At 65.0% G+C, this 16,607-nt stretch carries 13 protein-coding genes; 8 read left to right on the top strand and 5 right to left on the bottom strand.

The window, feature by feature from the left end:
- Positions 1–101 precede the first annotated feature (101 nt).
- Together HDC96_RS17470 and aceE are read right to left on the bottom strand one after the other, a co-directional pair.
- The gene (locus HDC96_RS17470) at positions 102–2,945 is read right to left on the bottom strand and encodes a DEAD/DEAH box helicase family protein (RefSeq protein WP_179461054.1); all 2,844 of its coding nucleotides are present in this window, start codon (positions 2,943–2,945) and stop codon (positions 102–104) included.
- A gap of 72 nt (positions 2,946–3,017) precedes the next feature.
- Positions 3,018–5,705 carry a pyruvate dehydrogenase (acetyl-transferring), homodimeric type gene (aceE, locus tag HDC96_RS17465; RefSeq protein WP_123731337.1) on the bottom strand — a complete coding sequence of 896 codons (2,688 nt, stop codon included), beginning with the start codon at positions 5,703–5,705 and terminating at the stop codon, positions 3,018–3,020.
- Between the two features lie 469 nt (positions 5,706–6,174).
- Between aceE and HDC96_RS17460 the strand changes: the two genes are divergently transcribed.
- The 3 genes from HDC96_RS17460 to HDC96_RS17450 all read left to right on the top strand — a co-directional run bounded on the left by HDC96_RS17460 (position 6,175) and on the right by HDC96_RS17450 (position 8,061).
- Positions 6,175–6,678: a PadR family transcriptional regulator gene (locus tag HDC96_RS17460; RefSeq protein WP_176990507.1), complete on the top strand. Its 504-nt coding sequence runs from the start codon at positions 6,175–6,177 to the stop codon at positions 6,676–6,678.
- 90 nt (positions 6,679–6,768) lie between these two features.
- Complete coding sequence (locus HDC96_RS17455) at positions 6,769–7,566, top strand: siderophore-interacting protein (protein ID WP_179461053.1); 798 nt, start codon at positions 6,769–6,771, stop codon at positions 7,564–7,566.
- Positions 7,567–7,623: 57 nt separating this feature from the next.
- On the top strand, positions 7,624–8,061 hold the full coding sequence (locus tag HDC96_RS17450) for a hypothetical protein (RefSeq protein WP_179461052.1): 438 nt from the start codon (positions 7,624–7,626) through the stop codon (positions 8,059–8,061).
- Between the two features lie 184 nt (positions 8,062–8,245).
- Here the strand turns inward: HDC96_RS17450 and HDC96_RS17445 are convergent, their stop codons facing one another.
- Entirely contained in the window at positions 8,246–8,947 is a 702-nt protein-coding gene (locus tag HDC96_RS17445) for a YceI family protein (RefSeq protein ID WP_179461051.1), read from the bottom strand.
- A gap of 85 nt (positions 8,948–9,032) precedes the next feature.
- The gene (locus HDC96_RS17440) at positions 9,033–9,623 is read right to left on the bottom strand and encodes a malonic semialdehyde reductase (RefSeq protein ID WP_176990511.1); all 591 of its coding nucleotides are present in this window, start codon (positions 9,621–9,623) and stop codon (positions 9,033–9,035) included.
- 129 nt (positions 9,624–9,752) lie between these two features.
- On the opposite strand from HDC96_RS17440, the gene HDC96_RS17435 reads away from it, so the two are divergent.
- The 5 genes from HDC96_RS17435 to HDC96_RS17415 all read left to right on the top strand — a co-directional run bounded on the left by HDC96_RS17435 (position 9,753) and on the right by HDC96_RS17415 (position 13,447).
- Positions 9,753–10,724, top strand: a complete 972-nt coding sequence (locus HDC96_RS17435; RefSeq protein ID WP_179461050.1) for a mitochondrial fission ELM1 family protein — start codon at positions 9,753–9,755, stop codon at positions 10,722–10,724.
- 123 nt (positions 10,725–10,847) lie between these two features.
- Entirely contained in the window at positions 10,848–11,711 is an 864-nt protein-coding gene (locus HDC96_RS17430) for a DUF2145 domain-containing protein (protein WP_179461049.1), read from the top strand.
- 35 nt (positions 11,712–11,746) lie between these two features.
- Complete coding sequence (locus HDC96_RS17425) at positions 11,747–12,250, top strand: hypothetical protein (RefSeq protein WP_179461048.1); 504 nt, start codon at positions 11,747–11,749, stop codon at positions 12,248–12,250.
- Between the two features lie 42 nt (positions 12,251–12,292).
- Entirely contained in the window at positions 12,293–12,817 is a 525-nt protein-coding gene (locus HDC96_RS17420; RefSeq protein ID WP_179461047.1) for a hypothetical protein, read from the top strand.
- A gap of 75 nt (positions 12,818–12,892) precedes the next feature.
- Positions 12,893–13,447 (top strand): queuosine precursor transporter, encoded by a 555-nt coding sequence (locus HDC96_RS17415; RefSeq protein WP_070471518.1) that lies wholly within the window; start codon positions 12,893–12,895, stop codon positions 13,445–13,447.
- Positions 13,448–13,660: 213 nt separating this feature from the next.
- Here the strand turns inward: HDC96_RS17415 and glnE are convergent, their stop codons facing one another.
- Complete coding sequence (gene glnE / locus HDC96_RS17410) at positions 13,661–16,501, bottom strand: bifunctional [glutamate--ammonia ligase]-adenylyl-L-tyrosine phosphorylase/[glutamate--ammonia-ligase] adenylyltransferase (RefSeq protein WP_179461046.1); 2,841 nt, start codon at positions 16,499–16,501, stop codon at positions 13,661–13,663.
- Positions 16,502–16,607 lie beyond the last annotated feature (106 nt).

The following is a 16,607-nucleotide window of genomic DNA, read 5'->3' as shown; positions in this document are numbered from 1 at the left end:
CAAGCATCGTAGGGGAACTTATGCTACTCGCGCGAACATCTGCAGCCATGGAAGATGTGGAGCATGGAAGGACTTCCCGATCGTGTGCAACCTTACCAAGTCTAGGGCGACACGATAATTCTAAGATCAACATCGTTCGCGCTGGAAACCGCCAACCAGGCATCTATCAGCTGATATGCCTGAAGCGACTCTGCTTTGGCATTCGCGCCTTTTGCCATTTCCTTCTTGAACGAGCCGTAAGAGAACGAGTTGCCAGCAACGATCCAGACTTCCTTCCTGCATCCGAGGGATCTCCTACGCGCCTTGATGGTAGCAAGTGCCTGCTCAACTCGTGTGGAGTATGCCTTCTTAGTCGATGGAATCGAGCGCTCGATACCGTCCTTTGCCATGAATCTAATCCGATGGTCGAGCTGATAGGTCGCGTTCTTGCTGGGCCATGGGCTACCAAGTATCCCCTCATTCCCGAAGGGAAGCTTCTCATCGGAGGACACTAGATACTCAATATTTTTGATTGCCTGAGAACCCACCTCGGCAAGAGCTCCGGCCGGCGAATTCGGCCTTAGCGACTTTCCACACTTGATATGTACAAAACAGAGCGCTTTGGGGGAGGTTATTACAAAATCGGCCGCCTCCGTACCCATGTCAGTACAGAGAACCAGGTCAACATCCGGGATCAACTTCCTAATTACCGCGTACTCAATGGAGGAGAATCTTTCATCTCGGCCGTGTGCGATATTGTCTACGAAGCTAAATACTGAGTCCGGGTCGAATGTCTGACGCGTTGTACGGATGTCCTCATCAAGAGATCTCACCGTTCCATCTGGGAAAACCATCTCCGCTCCTGCATCAGAAGTGAACTTGATTCGCCGCTCCGGCTCCGAATATTCGAATTTCAGCTCCACCGTTCCAATCTTGAAGGTCCAATCCGGGCATTCCAGAAATACGAAAGTCGAATCTATCGCGAAAGATTTCGCACCGAGGACGGCCTTTGCCCCTGGAGGGAGATCGGTGAAATCAATCGTTAGCGACAACGGCCCTGTCACACTTTGCGGATCAATTGGCAAGGCAAAAGCACCAATAACAGGACTCAGAGGCAACGGGTTCTGTTCAAGAACTTCCACGACTTCAGCAACCCAGTCACACAACGCCTCAAGGCTGAGCGCGCTTGCTCTCTGGTCAGAAACCCTGCCAGACCCAGCGCTTAGGTAGTAGCTACTCTCCACGCTACTTGTCGCGTCAAGGTTATCAACCTTAGTTACCGAAAGGGCATAGCTAGCCGCAGACTGTCCAGAAATAGACGGAGTGAGCTCTTGCCCGATATGCGAAACCCGCTCTGGTCGTTTGCGGGTAGAACTAATGGAACGTGCATGAGTCTCTTTCACTCGCGTGAAAGCGCCGCGCGCGGACAGATTAAACAGCTGCTTTGAGTCTACTGGCTGCTTAGTACCCAGGCCAGCATCCCCAGCATGATTGATCGAACGGCTATCAAAAAGTGCAAGGTATTCTCCTACGCGCTTCGCAATCACAATCTCGAGTGACGGCTCGAACAGAAGTTTGCTCCTAAGATACTTCGAACTCTCGAACCTAATCGAAGCAATTACTTTGAACCCATGAGCAGAATCATACGGTCTGGCCAACTCTCCTGATTGATGATGTCGCCACATCATCGCGTCCACAAATGCCTCGATTGTAAAGTCCTCCTCCACCCCAAGGAAACAGACCGACGCTATTGGAACGCGAATGTCTTGATCCACTTGCAACGTCGACAGCTCAAACTTTTCCCGGAAGCTTGAGCCCAGATAGGTGTAGCTAGGAAAAGATTCCAAGTAGCTCTCAATCAACTTTGCCGTATCAAGAGAGTTTACGAACTTATTCCATCCCGAGTCAGTGGAAATGTAAGAATCGAATTCGAGGTAGTTCTTCCAGAGTTTGGCATTGCTTGAAGAACTGCAGTCGAGAACGAGAGGCTGAATTCCCTCAAACTTTCTCACGATCCTTCCCACAGTCTGGACAAGCTCGCGTCCACTCGCTACCGGATAGGTGAGTATGCATAGCTTCGCTGAAGGAAGATCAACCCCTTCGTCTAGCTTCCGCTGATGGACTACCACCCGAACTTCTTGAGACTGGAGGTCTGAAGGAACCGATCTACTCGTGCCCGCTATAGGATCGTCCTTAAGGCGCTCATGGATGGCGAGACTCTCCAACCCCGCATCGTCTAATAGTCTCTTAGCGCGCTTAAGCTCATCAAGGTTCTTTGTCTTAACGATCGCTTTGGCGGAGGGGTGCTCATCCAAGAACTTTCCTGCGTGCGCTATAGCCTCTGCAAGTGTGCATTGTTCAAAATCAGGGAGTTCAATAACAGCATGTTCAATTGCTTTCTTGAACGTATAGCAGTAGTTCGCATCGGCTCCTATGTCGAACTGGAATAGATCATTCCTGTAAGGCGTTGCAGTCACAATTATTTTATGGCAAGCGAACGCCCGTACTGCTTTCCCCCAAAGAGGGGCTGGCTCCGAATGCCCTTCATCAACAATCAATAGTGAACAGGTGCTCGCGAGGTGCGCGAGCGCCTCCGCTTCCATTCGGATGAGCTTCTGGAATGTGGCGACATATATGCAGCCATTCTTCAGTTCGCCGCTTAGACCATCAACTTGACGGAGAGACTCAACTGCGACGCCCCTGTCTGAGAAAAACTTCCCTGCAATTTCGGTTGCAAGCTGGCGGCAAACCGCAGCTCGAGGACTGAGCACTAGCACCGGACCGCTTTCGTGAGCTTGGCACAAGGTGGCGATCAGCCCGGACTTGCCAGCTCCAGTGGGCATCACGGCCAAGAAGGCTGATCCAAAATGATCCTGCGCAAGATAGCGACGAACGGCCTCGAACGATTCTCGCTGACCTTGTCGCATGGAGCGTGTGACTTCGGCAATTTCATCCGTACTGAGCATTCCTTTACTCCTCGTGCGCCCAAAAAAAGGGCGATCAGATGATCGCCCTTCTATTACGAACTGCAGTAGAAATCAAACCCCAACAGGATTAGCCTTCTCAGGATCAATCTTGTACTGCTTGATCGCCCTCGCCACATCCTTCCCGGTCATCTTCCCTTCCTTAGCCAGCGCCGCAATCGCGGCATGCGCGATGTAGTACCGGTCAACCTCGAAGAAGCGACGCAGGTTTGCACGGGTATCCGAACGACCAAAGCCATCCGTGCCCAGCACCGTGTACGACATCGGCACGAACGCGCGGATCTGGTCCGCATACGCACGCACATAGTCGGTCGCGGCGATCGCCGGGCCCTGGCGGCCTTCCAGCAGCTCGGTCACGTAGGCCTTGCGCGGTTCGGCTTCCGGGTGGAAGCGGTTGTAGCGCTCGGCATCGAAACCATCGCGGCGCAGCTCGTTGATGCTCGGGCAGCTCCAGATATCGGCGGTGACGCCGAAGTCCTTGTCGAGCAGCTCGGCCGCGGCAATGGCTTCACGCAGGATGGTGCCCGAACCCAGCAGCTGCACGCGCAGCTCGCCCTTCTTCGGCTTGCCGGCGTCGGTGAGCAGGTACATGCCCTTGACGATGCCTTCGGCCGCGCCTTCCGGCATTTCCGGGTGGGTGTAGTTTTCGTTCATCAGGGTGATGTAGTAGTACTCATCAATCTGATCTTCCATCATGGCCTTGGTGCCGTGCTGCAGGATCACCGTCACTTCGAAGCCGAAGGTCGGGTCGTAGCTGCGCACGTTCGGGATGCCACCGGCGACGATATGGCTGAAGCCATCTTCGTGCTGCAGGCCTTCACCGTTCAGCGTGGTGCGGCCGGCGGTGCCGCCGAGCAGGAAGCCACGGGTACGCATGTCCGCGGCCTGCCAGGCAATGTCGCCCACGCGCTGGAAGCCGAACATCGAGTAGTAGATGTAGAACGGCAGCATCGGCACGTTGGAGACTGAGTAGCTGGTACCGGCGGCCATCCAGGAGCTGATCGCACCCGGCTCGCTGATGCCCTGCTGCAGCACCTGGCCGCTCTGGTCTTCGCGGTAGAACATCAGCTGGTCCGCATCGACCGGCTTGTACTTCTGGCCGAACGGGGCGTAGATGCCGATCTGGCGGAACAGGCCTTCCATACCGAAAGTACGGGCTTCGTCGGCCACGATCGGCACGATGTGCGGGCCCAGTTCCTTGTCGCGCAGGGTGATGTTGAGGCTCTGCACGAAGGCCATGGTGGTGGAGTAGCTGCGCTCACCGCTGGACTTCAGCAGGCGCTCGTAGCTTTCCAGCTTCGGTGCGTTGAAGCTCTTGGTCGCCTTGCGGCGGCGCTGCGGCAGGTAGCCACCCAGGGCAGCACGGCGTTCCTGCAGGTACTTCACTTCCGGCGAATCCGGGCCCGGGTGGTAGAACGGCACCTGGCCATCGGCCAGCTGTGCGTCGGTCACCGGGATGTTGAAGCGGTCGCGGAAGTGGCGAACGGCATCGTCGTCCAGCTTCTTGGTCTGGTGGGTCGGGTTGAGTGCTTCACCCGCGCTGCCCATGCCGTAGCCCTTGACCGTCTTGGCCAGGATCACGGTCGGCATGCCCTTGGTGTTCACGGCCTGGTGGTAGGCGGCGTACACCTTGTGCGGATCGTGGCCACCACGGTTGAGGCGCCAGATATCGTCGTCGGACAGGCCGGCGACCATCGCAGCGGTTTCCGGGTACTTGCCGAAGAAATGCTCGCGGGTATACGCGCCACCGAAGGCCTTGCAGTTCTGGTATTCGCCGTCGACGGTTTCCATCATCAGCTTGCGCAGGACGCCATTGGTGTCCTTGGCCAGCAGGGCATCCCAGTAACCGCCCCACAGCAGCTTGATGACATTCCAGCCGCCGCCACGGAAGACCCCTTCCAGTTCCTGGATGATCTTGCCGTTGCCACGCACCGGGCCGTCGAGGCGCTGCAGGTTGCAGTTGACCACGAAGATCAGGTTGTCCAGGCCTTCGCGGCCGGCCAGCGCGATCGCGCCCAGGGTTTCCGGCTCATCGCTCTCGCCGTCGCCGATGAAGCACCACACCTTGCGGTCGGACTTTTCGATCAGGCCACGGTTTTCCAGGTAACGCAGGAACTGCGCCTGGTAGATCGCGGCGAGCGGGCCCAGGCCCATCGACACGGTCGGGGTCTGCCAGTAATCCGGCATCAGCCACGGATGCGGGTAGCTGGAGAGGCCACCGCCGTCGACTTCCATGCGGAACTTGTCCAGCTGGGCTTCGTCGATGCGGCCTTCCAGGAAGGAACGCGCATAGATGCCCGGGGCGCTGTGGCCCTGGATGAAGAGCAGATCGCCCGGGTGGTCTTCGCTCGGGGCGCGCCAGAAATGGTTGAAGCCCACGTCATACAGCGTGGCGCCGGAGGCGAAGGAGGCGATGTGGCCGCCCAGGTCGCCCGGCTTGCGGTTGGCGCGCACGACGGTCGCCATCGCGTTCCAGCGGATGATGGAGCGAATGCGCCATTCCAGTTCGGCGTTGCCCGGGCTCTTGGCCTCCAGAGTCGGCGCGATGGTGTTCACGTACTCGGTGGTGGGAGAGAACGGCAGGTAAGCACCCGAACGACGGGTCAGTTCCACCATGCCTTCCAACAGCTGATGCGCGCGCTCGGGGCCCTCGACATCAATTACGGCCTTCAGCGACTCGATCCACTCCTGGGTTTCCACAGGATTCGGGTCGTTGTTCAGCACCTCGTTCAACCAGTTCATTTGCGCTCCCATGACCGCACGCACGCGCGCGACTGTTTTAGATTTCTAGCCGCAAAGTGTAGCGCACCAAGGGGTTTGCTTACTTCGCTACGGTTGCGTATGGAACCATCCGGGCGTGTCCGGAAGGACAGCAGGCGACAGCGCGCGGGCCGCGCCGGAAGGTTCCACGCTGCATTTCAGCCTGCCCGGTGGCGATGACACCGGCGCGTCAGCAGGACACCGATGGACAGCACAGGCGCTGCGGCGCAGGCGATTGACGCGGATCGTGCGCTGAGCGAGGGCGTTCCAGTGCGCGTCGGCGTGGATCATCGGCCGCGTTGGTCGGCCAGGAGGGCGCGCAGTGTTCCATCACAAGCACGCACCGTCGCACGCTGGATTCACCTGAACGCATCCCTGCCATGCGTGCGCCGCGGCTGGCCGAACGGGAGTTTTCGATATATCGTTCCGTCACTGCATTCGATATATCGAAATGACCTCTCCACGCGATCTCGACCGCCCTGCCCGCCCGCTGACCGCCCGGCCGCTCAGCCGCGGCGATCTGCGCCTGCTGGTGCTGTCACTGCTGGCCGACCAGCCGCGCCACGGGTACGAGCTGATCCAGCTGATCAGCGACATGTTCGTGCGGGTCTACACGCCCAGTGCCGGCTCGATCTACCCGGTGCTGGCGCAGTTCGAGGCGGCCGGCTGGGTCGGCGCGGTCGAGGACGGTGGACGCAAGCGGTATGCGCTCAGCGCGCTGGGCCAGGCCGAGCTGGAGGCGCAGCGCGACGAGGTCGATGCCGCGGTGCACCGGGTGCGCGACAGCGCGCGCACGATCACCAAGGCCAACCTGCCGCCGTCCGTGCGCGATGCGCTGCGCGAGCTCAAGCACGCGCTGGGCCTGTGCCACGGCCGCTGGCAGGACGACAACGCCGCCGCCGTGGCCGAAGCGCTGCGCGAGGCCGCCGCGCACATCCGTGCGCAGGGCCGCTGACCTTCCCTCTTCGTTTCAGACCCAGCCAGCCACCGCCCGCCAGGTCCTTCTCTCTCAACGCCGCGCTGCGGCACTGATCCAGGTAATCCCATGGCTTTGCATGAAAACCGACTGCTCCGTCATACCGTGAAGTTCCGCCCCCTGCAGGTGCTGCGCACCGAAGAGATCAGCCCGTGCATGCGCCGGGTGATCGTCGGGGGCGAGGCGCTGGAAGGCTTCGATTCGCCCTCGCCGGACGACCACGTCAAGCTGTTCTTCCCCAACGCCGAGGGCCAGTTCGTGGTCCCGACGATGACCCCGGAAGGCCCGCGCTACCCGGACGGCCAGACCCCCTCGCCCTCGCGCGACTACACCCCGCGCTGGTGGGATCTGGAGAGCAACGAGCTGGCGCTGGACTTCGTCATGCACGGCGACGGCCTGGCCTCGACCTGGGCCGCCAACGCGCAGCCGGGCGATGCGATCGCCGTCGGCGGCCCGCGCGGCTCGCACATGACCGCCGATGACTTCGACACCTACGTGCTGATCGGCGATGAAACCGCGCTGCCGGCGATCGGCCGCTGGCTGGAGACGCTGCCGGAGGGTGCGAACGCCGATGTCTACATCGAGATCCCGGAATCCGGCGACCGCCAGGAGCTGCCGGAGGACGACCGCATCCGCATCTCGTGGCTGGAGCGCAACGGCTTCGACGCCGCCAGCAGCACCCTGCTGGAAGACGTGCTGACCGATTTCGAGGAACCGGACGGCGACACCTTCTACTGGATCGCGGCCGAGTCGCGCCGGGCCCGGATGATGCGCAAGTACATCGAGGGTCACCTGGGCGTGCCGAAGGACTGGATCCGCTCGACCGGCTACTGGAAGGCCCACGGCAGTGAGCACCACGACGACTGAGCCCGCGACGGACACCGGCCACGGATGCGACAATCGCGTTTTGTGCCGGTGCTTTTCATGCAAGCCTCTCCTCTTTCGGCACTGACCGATCTGATCGACCGCGCCGAGCGCGCCGATCCCGCGCTGGACGCCGCCCTGGCGGCGCTGGCGCCTTCCGTGGGCGGGAACATCGCCCCGTTGCGTACCGCCCTGATCCCGCTGGCCCGCGCGCAGGCAGCGCTGGTGCAGGCGAACATCGATATCGACCTGGTCGCCGACGAACTGCGCCGTTACCAGAAGTACGCGATGCCCGGGAAGCCGAGCCTGCAGATCGTGCAGCTGCGCAAGCAGCAGGCCTCGGTGAAGCAGGCCGCGCTGCTGGCACGCCAGGCGTTCGCGCAGGCGACGCATGCATTCCTGCGGGAGAGCGGGTTGACTGCGCCGGCACGGCGGACGCCGACCGATTTCACCACGCTGTGGCTGGGCAAGGTGAGTGCGCAGGTGGCGGCGGGGTGATCGAGGCCGTCGTGCAGCCGCGCCAGGAACGGTAGTGCCGGCCGCTGGCCGGCTCGCCGTTGCGTCCAGGATGATGAGGAGCCGGCCAGCGGCCGGCACTACCGGGTATCGACCGGCAGCCGCACAAAAAGAAAGCCCGCCGATTGGCGGGCTTTCTGCCTTCTCACGACGAGTGAGGAGAAACTCAGGCAGCCGGCTTTTCGCCAGTGGCCTCGGTGGTGATGCGGATGTTCACTTCATCGCTGACGTTCGGGGCGTACGCGCCGACGCCGAAATCGCTGCGCTTGATGGTGGTGGTGGCATCGAAGCCAGCCGCCGGCACCTTGGCCATCGGGTGCTCGCCGCCGCCGTTGACGGTGACATCCAGGGTCACCGGCTTGGTGATGTCCTTGATGGTCAGGTCGCCGGTGACGGTCAGCTTGTTGGTGCCGTTGGCCTCGACCTTGGTGCTCTTGAAGGTGGCGGCCGGGAACTTGGCGGCGTCGAAGAAATCGGCGCTCTTCAGGTGCTCGTCGAACTTGGCGGTGAAGCTGTTCAGGCCAGTCAGCGGCAGCTTCACTTCGACGGTCGACTTGGTCACGTCGGCCGCGTCATACACCAGGGTGCCTTCGGCCGCGCCGAAGTGGGCGGTCGGGTGCGAGAAGCCGAAGTGGCTCCACTGGACCAGCACGTCGGTGTGGGTCGGGTCGAGCTTGTAGGTGCCCGAGGCGATCTGGATCGCGTCGGCCGCCGGGGCGGCAGCAGCAGCGTCCGCAGCCGGGGCGGCGGTTTCGGTGGCGGCCGGCGCGTCGGCAGCCGGGGCAGCGGCTTCGTCGGCCGGCTTGGAGCAGGCGGCGATGGCCAGGGTCAGGGCGAGCGGCAGCAGCAGTTTGCGGGTCACGGTCATGTCAGGTCTCTCTCGATTCGAAGGGAAAAGAAGCAAAGGTCATGCAGCCCATCCGCACGGATGGGCCACGATCCGGCGGTAACGCTTAAGCGATGCGGGCGGCTTCGTCGAACGACAGGCGAGGCAGCCGCGGGAACAGGCCCGAGGCGTCACCGTACCCCAGGTTGACGAGGAAATTCGACTTGATCGCGGTGCCCTTGAAGAAGGCTTCGTCGACCTTGGCGTTGTCGAAGCCGGACATCGGGCCGGCATCCAGACCCAGCGCGCGGGCGGCCAGGATCAGGTAGGCGCCCTGCAGGCTGCCATTGCGGAACGCGCCTTCGGTACGGCCTTCACGCGGGCCGTCGAACCACGCCTTGGCGTCGGTGTGCGGGAACAGGAACGGCAGCTTCTCATGGAAGTCTTCGTCGAAGGCGACGATCACCGTGACCGGAGCGGCCAGGGTCTTGTCGTGGTTGCCCTCGGACAGCGCCGGGGCCAGCTTGGCCTTGGCTTCCGGGGACTTCACGAACACGAAGCGCGCCGGGCTGCCATTGGCGGCGGTCGGGCCCCACTTCAGCAGCTCATAGAGCGCCTTCAGCTGGCTGTCCTCGACCGGCTTGTCGAGGAAGGCGTTCTGGGTGCGGGCGGTACGGAACAACTGATCGAGCGCAGCATCGTCAAGGACGTGGGACATGAAGCCTCCGGAAACAAGGGGAATCGTTCGCGCATCGGCTACCGTGGCAGGGCAACCGCGCGATCGGCGAAGGCTGGCAGTGTAGAGTGTCGCGACAGTTGCAACACCCAGCCTGACTGAAACGAATTAATGCCATACGTGAAACGATGGAGTCCGCCCTGGACGATCACTGACGGCCGTGCCGGCAATGTGCGGCAGGCGGTGGCTCTGGCCACGGCACTGAAGCTGGGGGCGCATCGTCCGCTGGTACTCACGCCGCGCGCGCCCTGGCGCTGGCTGGCCCCGCGCTGGTTGCCGGGCGCCGCCAAGGGTTACGGCGAAGCCTTCGCCGCGCTGGCCGAAGAGGTCCCGGAGCTGGCCATCGGCTGTGGCCGCCAGGCTGCCGGGGCGCTGCGCGAACTGCGCCGCCGCGGCACCCGGGTGGTGCAGATTCTCGACCCCCGCCTCAGCCCGCGCCACTGGGACCTGCTGGTCGTCCCCGAACACGACCGCCTGCGCGGCAGCAACGTGCTCACCCTGCTGGGCAGCCTCAATCCGGTCAACGATGACTGGCTGGCCTGCGGCCGTGCCGCCTTCGCGACGTTCAGCGCCCTGCCCGGTCCGCGCACCGCGCTGCTGGTCGGCGGGCCGACGCCGCACGCGCCCTGGCATGAGCCGGACATGGTGCAGGTATTCCAGCAGTTGGCATCGCAGCTGCGCGCGGAGGGCGGCAGCCTGCTGGCCACGACCTCGCGACGCACGCCCCCGGCGCTGGTCGGCGCGCTGCGCAGTGCGTTCGCCGATGTGCCGAACGTGATCTGGGGCGACGGCGGTGATGGCGTCAATCCGTATGCCGGCCTGCTCGGCTGGGCCAATCGCGTCGTGGTTTCGCCGGATTCGGTGAACCTGCTCTCCGAAGCCTGCGCCACGCGCATGCCGGTGGCCGTCGCCTTGGCCGACCAGGCGCAGGGACGACTGGCGCACTTCCAGAGCGCGCTGCGCGAGCGTGGCCGCCTGCAGCTGCGCTGGCTGGACTGGCAGAAGGACGGCCGCATCGAGCCGCTGCGCGAGACTACGCGCGTTGCAGAGGACGTGCGTGCAAGGCTGGGGATTCAGGCCTGACGTCCTTGCAAGCTGCCCCCGATCCGCGACCGACTGTGAACGGAAACTGGGCCGCCGCGGCGCGGCGCGCTGAGCACAGCGCTATGATGCGGCCGCGGCCGGTGCCGCCGGAGACTGTGTGACATGGACGTACCTTTCGCTGCCCAGATCATACGCCTGCGCCCGCTTTTGCTGTGTGGTGTCCTGCTTGGCGCTGCACTGACCGCGCAGGCTGAGCCGCAGTGCGTGGAGCGTCATCCCACCCCGCAATCGTTGGCGGCGACGTTCGATGTGGCATTGACCGCCGGGGAAACACTCGACGCGCTGGACGGCGTGGACGTGGTGATCATCGCCCGAGGTGGCCAGGACCTCAGCAAGTACGGCCTGCGCCATAGCCACCTGGCCTTCCTGTTGCGTGAGGCCGATGGCAATTGGCGCGCGGTGCACCTGCTCAACCATTGCAAATCACCGCAGTCCGAGCTGTTCCGGGAAGGGCTAAGTACCTTCATCGGTGAAAGTGGCAGCCATACCGATCTGCGCATCGGGGTGCCGACGCCGGCGGTTCGCAAGGCGTTGATCGCGATGCTCACCCCGCCTGCCATCCAGGCGCGTGCGCTTCATGAGCCACGCTACAGCGTGGTTGCCTACCCGTTCCGCGACGAGTACCAGAATTCCAATCAGTGGGTGCTCGAGGTGCTGGCCGCTGCACTGGCGCATGACGACGACGGGACATTGCTGATCAAGCGCGCACAGGCGCAGGCCTGGCTGAAGGGGCGCGACTATCGCCCAAGCACGTTGCATATCGGTGTAGCCAAGCGGCTGGGCGCGCGCTTCTTCGTGCCGAATGCTGCGGTGACCGATCATCCTGCCAGCGAACGCCTCTCGGGCAATTACTCGGTGGTGACCGTCGAGTCCGTGTTTGATTTCCTTGCACAGCGTCACGCGCTGCAGCAGGAACTCACCGTGGCCCACGTGCCAGTGGACGGCGCCGCGGCGCCGAAACCATGAGCGCTTCATCCCCTTCCCTCTCCAGGACCTGCGTCATGACGAAATCCCTTCTCTGTGCGGGCCTGCTCGCTGTGTCTGCGCTTACCGTGCTCCCTGCATCGGCCGGCAATCTCAACGGCAATCAGGCCTCGGGCGTGAGCGCGGTGATCAGCGTCTACACCGTCTCGTTCATTGCAGCCTCGCCGGTGTTGCTGGTGGCCAAGGGGTCGCAGAGCGTCCGCGAAGGTTCGAAGCGAACCCAGCCAGATACCGGCAAGGCCGCGCCGCTGCCACCCATGGCCGTGCAGCAGATCGACCGCCAGCCCGACGGGGGCTTCCACGTTGCGCTGCAGCGGCCTGACGCCCCCGATGCGACCGCGCTGATCGACTGGCCGGCACGCGCGGACAATCCTGCCGCGACGCTCAAGGTGGGCGATGTGCTGCATTTCGAGCCGACCGAGGTCGGTGCGGGTTGGACGGTGACCGCCGCCGACGGTGCCGCGTTGGCATTCCTGCCGACGCCGGACGCGGCCGCCGGGCAATCCAGCGAGCGCTGGTAAGCGTCCGTAGCCCTCTCCTCTTTCTGTGAACGGAGTGATCACATGAAACAGCTCTCACCGCGCATGATCGCCCCGGTACTGGTCATGGCGCTGTTCGCCGCCAGCCCGCCGGCCCAGGCGCAGTACTCCGTCTACCGCCACCCGGTCGCCAGCAGCGTGGCCGTGACTTCGGTGGTGAGCCTGGTTGTCGTCACCGCGCCGATCTGGCTGACCTCCGCCGGGATCGGCAAGCTGCACGACGGATCGGTCCAACGCAGCCGGGCGCGCGTCGCCCGCGCGGAAAAAGCCGGCCCGCTGCCGCCGCTGACCGTGGAGCGGATCGAGCCTCAGGCCGATGGCGGCTTCCAAGTGGCGCTGAAGAACCCCGACGCGCCAGACGACCTGGCACTGCTGCAGTGGCCGGCCCGCAGCGACACTCCCGCGCCTGCCGTGGCAGTGGGCGACGTGCTGGCCTTCGAGCCGACGCCGGCCGGTGCCGGCTGGACCGTGACTGCGGTCGACGGTGCGGCCCTGGCCTTCCTGCCGACCACCGACGCTGCCGCCAGCAACCTGAGCGAACGCTGGTAGGCAAACCGGCCCGGGCTGGCCCTGGGGTGGCCAAGCCCGGATAATCCGCCGCTTCCCTCACTCCCCCGGCTCGCCATGTCCGCGCGTCCTGCCATTGCCTTTGCCCCGTTGACCGTGCCGTCGCTGCTGCTGGCGGTGCTGGCCATGGGCGTGGTGGTACTGGGCAGCAACGTGCTGGTGCAGTACCCGATCAACGATTGGCTGACCTGGGGCGCCTTCAGCTACCCGGTGGCGTTCCTGGTGAGCAATCTCATCAATCGCCGCTTCGGGCCGCAGGCTGCGCGCAAGGTGGCGTGGGCGGGTTTCGCGCTGGCGGTGCTGCTGTCGATCTGGATCGCCACTCCGCGGATCGCGGTGGCCTCTTGCCTGGCCTTCATCGCCGCGCAGCTGCTGGACATCACCGTGTTCGACCGGCTGCGCCGTGGGCACTGGTGGCGCGCACCGATGGTGGCGACGACCTGCAGCGCGACGCTGGATACGACGATTTTCTGGAGCATCGCGTTTGCCGGCTCCAGCCTGCCGTGGGTGAGCTGGGCGCTGGGCGATCTGGCGGTGAAGCTGACGATCGGCGTGTTCCTGCTGGCACCGTTCCGCGCGCTGCTGTGGAAGATGGCGCCGCGCGCGGTGTGACATCTGCGCCGGCCGCCCGGTGTGGCGCTATCGGTCGGAGAAGGCGCTGTCGGTTGGACATGGCGGTCGGTCGGACATCGCTGTCGGTAGTGCCGGCCGCTGGCCGGCTCTGCAGGGTTCATGGGAGCCGGCCAGCGGCCGGCACTACCGTTGCCAGAGCGGTGCGAGACCGGTGCGAGACCGGTGCGAGGTCGATGCCCTGGCAAACCGGCATCAGGGCGCGACGTCGATCCGCACCTGGAACGGCAACCCTGCCGCATCGCTCGCCGCGATGATCATCGCGCGTGCCGCTTCCAGTGCCGGCGTCGGCGGTGCCAGGCGCGGGCGGCGGTCCAGCGTGCAGGCCAGGCCCACATCCAGCAGCGCCGCATGCGCCTCGTGCAGCCCATCCCGGGTGCCGCCGGGCAGCCACGCGGTATCGGCCAGCGCGTCGATCAGGCTTGGGGTATCGCGCGGCAGCACCACCTGCGGATGCATGCCGGCACTGTCGAGCACACCGGTCTGCAGCAGGAATTCCAGATCGACGATACCGCCCGCGCCCTGCTTGAGATCGAGCCGCGCGGCGTCGCTGCGGTCCAGCTCGGCGCGCATGCGGGCGCGCATCTTCAGCACATCGGCGTAGAGCACCGCGTTGTCGCGCGGGCGCGCCAGCGTGTCTGCGCGCACCCGTTCGAAATCGGCCAGCAACGAGGCGTCGCCGGCAATCGCGCGGGCACGCACCAGTGCCTGGTGCTCCCAGGTCCAGGCGCGTTCGCGCTGGTATTCGGTGTAGCTGGCCAGCGACGACACCAGGGCGCCTTTGCCTCCGTCCGGGCGCAGGCGCACGTCGATGTCGTACAGGCGGCCGGCGGCGGTCACCGCGCCCAGCATCGCCATCACCTTCTGCGCCAGGCGTGCGTACCAGCGGCCGGGATCGAGCGGGCGTGGACCGTCGCTGCTGTCCTGCCCGGCCGGGTGATCGTGCAGGAAGACCAGATCCAGGTCCGAGCCGAAGCCCAGTTCCAGTCCGCCCAGGCTGCCGTAGCCGATGATCGCGAAACGACCGCCCGGTATGCCGCCGTGCTGGCGCTGCATGTCGGCCTGCACCAGCGCGAGCACGGTGACGACCACCGCCTGTGCGAGCTCGGCCAGTTGCCGGGTGGTGTCGACGGCGCGCTGGCGGCCATCCAGCGTGGCCATCGCCATGCGGAAGCTCAGCGCCAGCCTCGTCTCGTTGAGCAGGCGCAGCGCGCCTTCGGGATCATCGACGGTCAGCGCGACATCGCACTCGGCCTGCATGCCCGCGGCATCCGGCATCGGGCCGGAGACACGCACGTCGAGCAGTTCGTCCAGCAGCAACGGATAGGCGGCCAGCCGCTCGGCCAGCAGGGCGCTGCGCGCCAGCACGTCGACCAGCCGCGCCAGTGCGCTGGGTTGTTCGTCGAGCAGGGCGAGGTAGCTGGTGCGGCGCAGGATCGCCTGCAGCAGGCCGAGCACGCGCTTGAGCGCGGCGTCCGGCTGCGGCGAGCGGGTGGCCGCATGCAGCAGCGCCGGCAGCACGCGGTCCAGGCGTGCACGCGCGGCATCGGACAGCGACTTCACCCCGGAGCTCTGCGCGAAATCGCGCAGGGATTGATCGGCGCTGCCGGCATCGAAGAAGCCGGCCTCGGCCAGTACCTCGGCGCTGCCGTTGTCCGGCAGGCCACGCCAGTAGCTCGCCAATGCATCCGGCGCGGCCTGGCCACGGCGCGGTGCGAGCAGCGCGGCGAACTCGGTGCTGACCCGCTCGCGCTGCACATCGAGCGCGGCAACCAGCGCGTCCCAGTCCTCGTAACCGAGGCCGGCGGCGATGCGCAGGCGGTCGGTGGCATCGGTGGGCAGCGCGTGGGTCTGTGCGTCGCGCAGCATCTGCAGGCGGTTTTCCAGCCGACGCAGGAAGCCGTAGGCATGCAGCAGGTCGGCGCCATCCTGCTCGGCCATCTGGCCCGAGGCGACCAGCGCCGGCAGCGCGTGCAGCAGGCGGCGTTCGCGCAGCGGCGCTTCGCGGCCCCCACGGATCAACTGCAGCGCCTGCGCAAGGAATTCGATTTCACGGATGCCGCCGGGGCCACGCTTGATGTCGTCGTGCATCTCGCGGCGCGAGACCTCGGCGGTGATCGCCGCCTTCATGTCGCGCAGGCCATCGAGTGCGGTGAAATCCAGATAGCGGCGGTAGACGAACGGGCGCAGGGTCTGCAGCCAGGCTTCACCGGCGGCGATATCCCCGGCCACGGCGCGCGCCTTCAGCCAGGCGTAGCGCTCCCAGTCGCGACCTTCGCGCTGGAAGTACTGGTCCATGCCGGCGAACGACAGCGCGACACGGCCGGCATTGCCGAACGGGCGCAGGCGCAGATCCACGCGGTGGCTGAAGCCGTCCACGGTGGTGTCATCCAGCAACCGCGCGAGGCGCTGCCCGAGGCGCGCGAAGTATTCCTCGGCCGCGAGCGGGCGCGCGCCATCGGATTCGCCGCCCTGCGGGTAGGCGTAGACCAGATCCACGTCCGAGCTGAAATTGAGCTCGCCACCGCCCAGCTTGCCGAGCCCGAATACGACCAGCTGCTGCGCGCTGCCGTCGGCGGCCCGGACAACCCCATGACGGCCGGTGAATTCCTGCTCCAGCGCGGACAGCGCCAACTGCAGGCACTCCTCGGCCAGCCGGGTAGCGCCGGCCAGCGTGGCCGGGACGTCATCCAGCCCGGTCAGGTCGCGCCAGATCAACCGGGTGGAGGCGGCGGTGCGGTAGCGGCGCAGGCGCTGCTGCCATTCGCTGGGTTGCAGCGGGTCCAGCTCGGGCAGCGGCAACGGCGGGCAGCCTGCCTGCGTGAGGTGCGGCAACAGCGCGGGTTGGCGGCACAGGGTGTCGATGGCGAAGTCGCTGGTGACGGCCAGCGCGCGCAGCGTGTCCAGCACGGGGTCCGGCGGCGGCCAGTGCCCGGCATCGGTCAGTGACAGGGCCAGCCGCGCGAGGGCACGGTCGACCAGGGGAACAAGGGCGTCGGGGACGCGCGCGGGCGCGGCGAGGTCGGAAATCGGCATGGAGGAGATTATGCCCGGCGCGGGTCGCCCTGCAGGGCAGAAGCGCGTTCACCGGTTGAGCGGTGATGCCCGGGCGCGTGTCGACGCGCGAAACACATCGGCGCCC

The organism is Stenotrophomonas sp. JAI102, assembly GCF_013409105.1.
Classification (GTDB): Bacteria; Pseudomonadota; Gammaproteobacteria; order Xanthomonadales; family Xanthomonadaceae; genus Stenotrophomonas; species Stenotrophomonas maltophilia_AA.
This window is presented reverse-complemented; position numbering and strand designations above follow the sequence as displayed.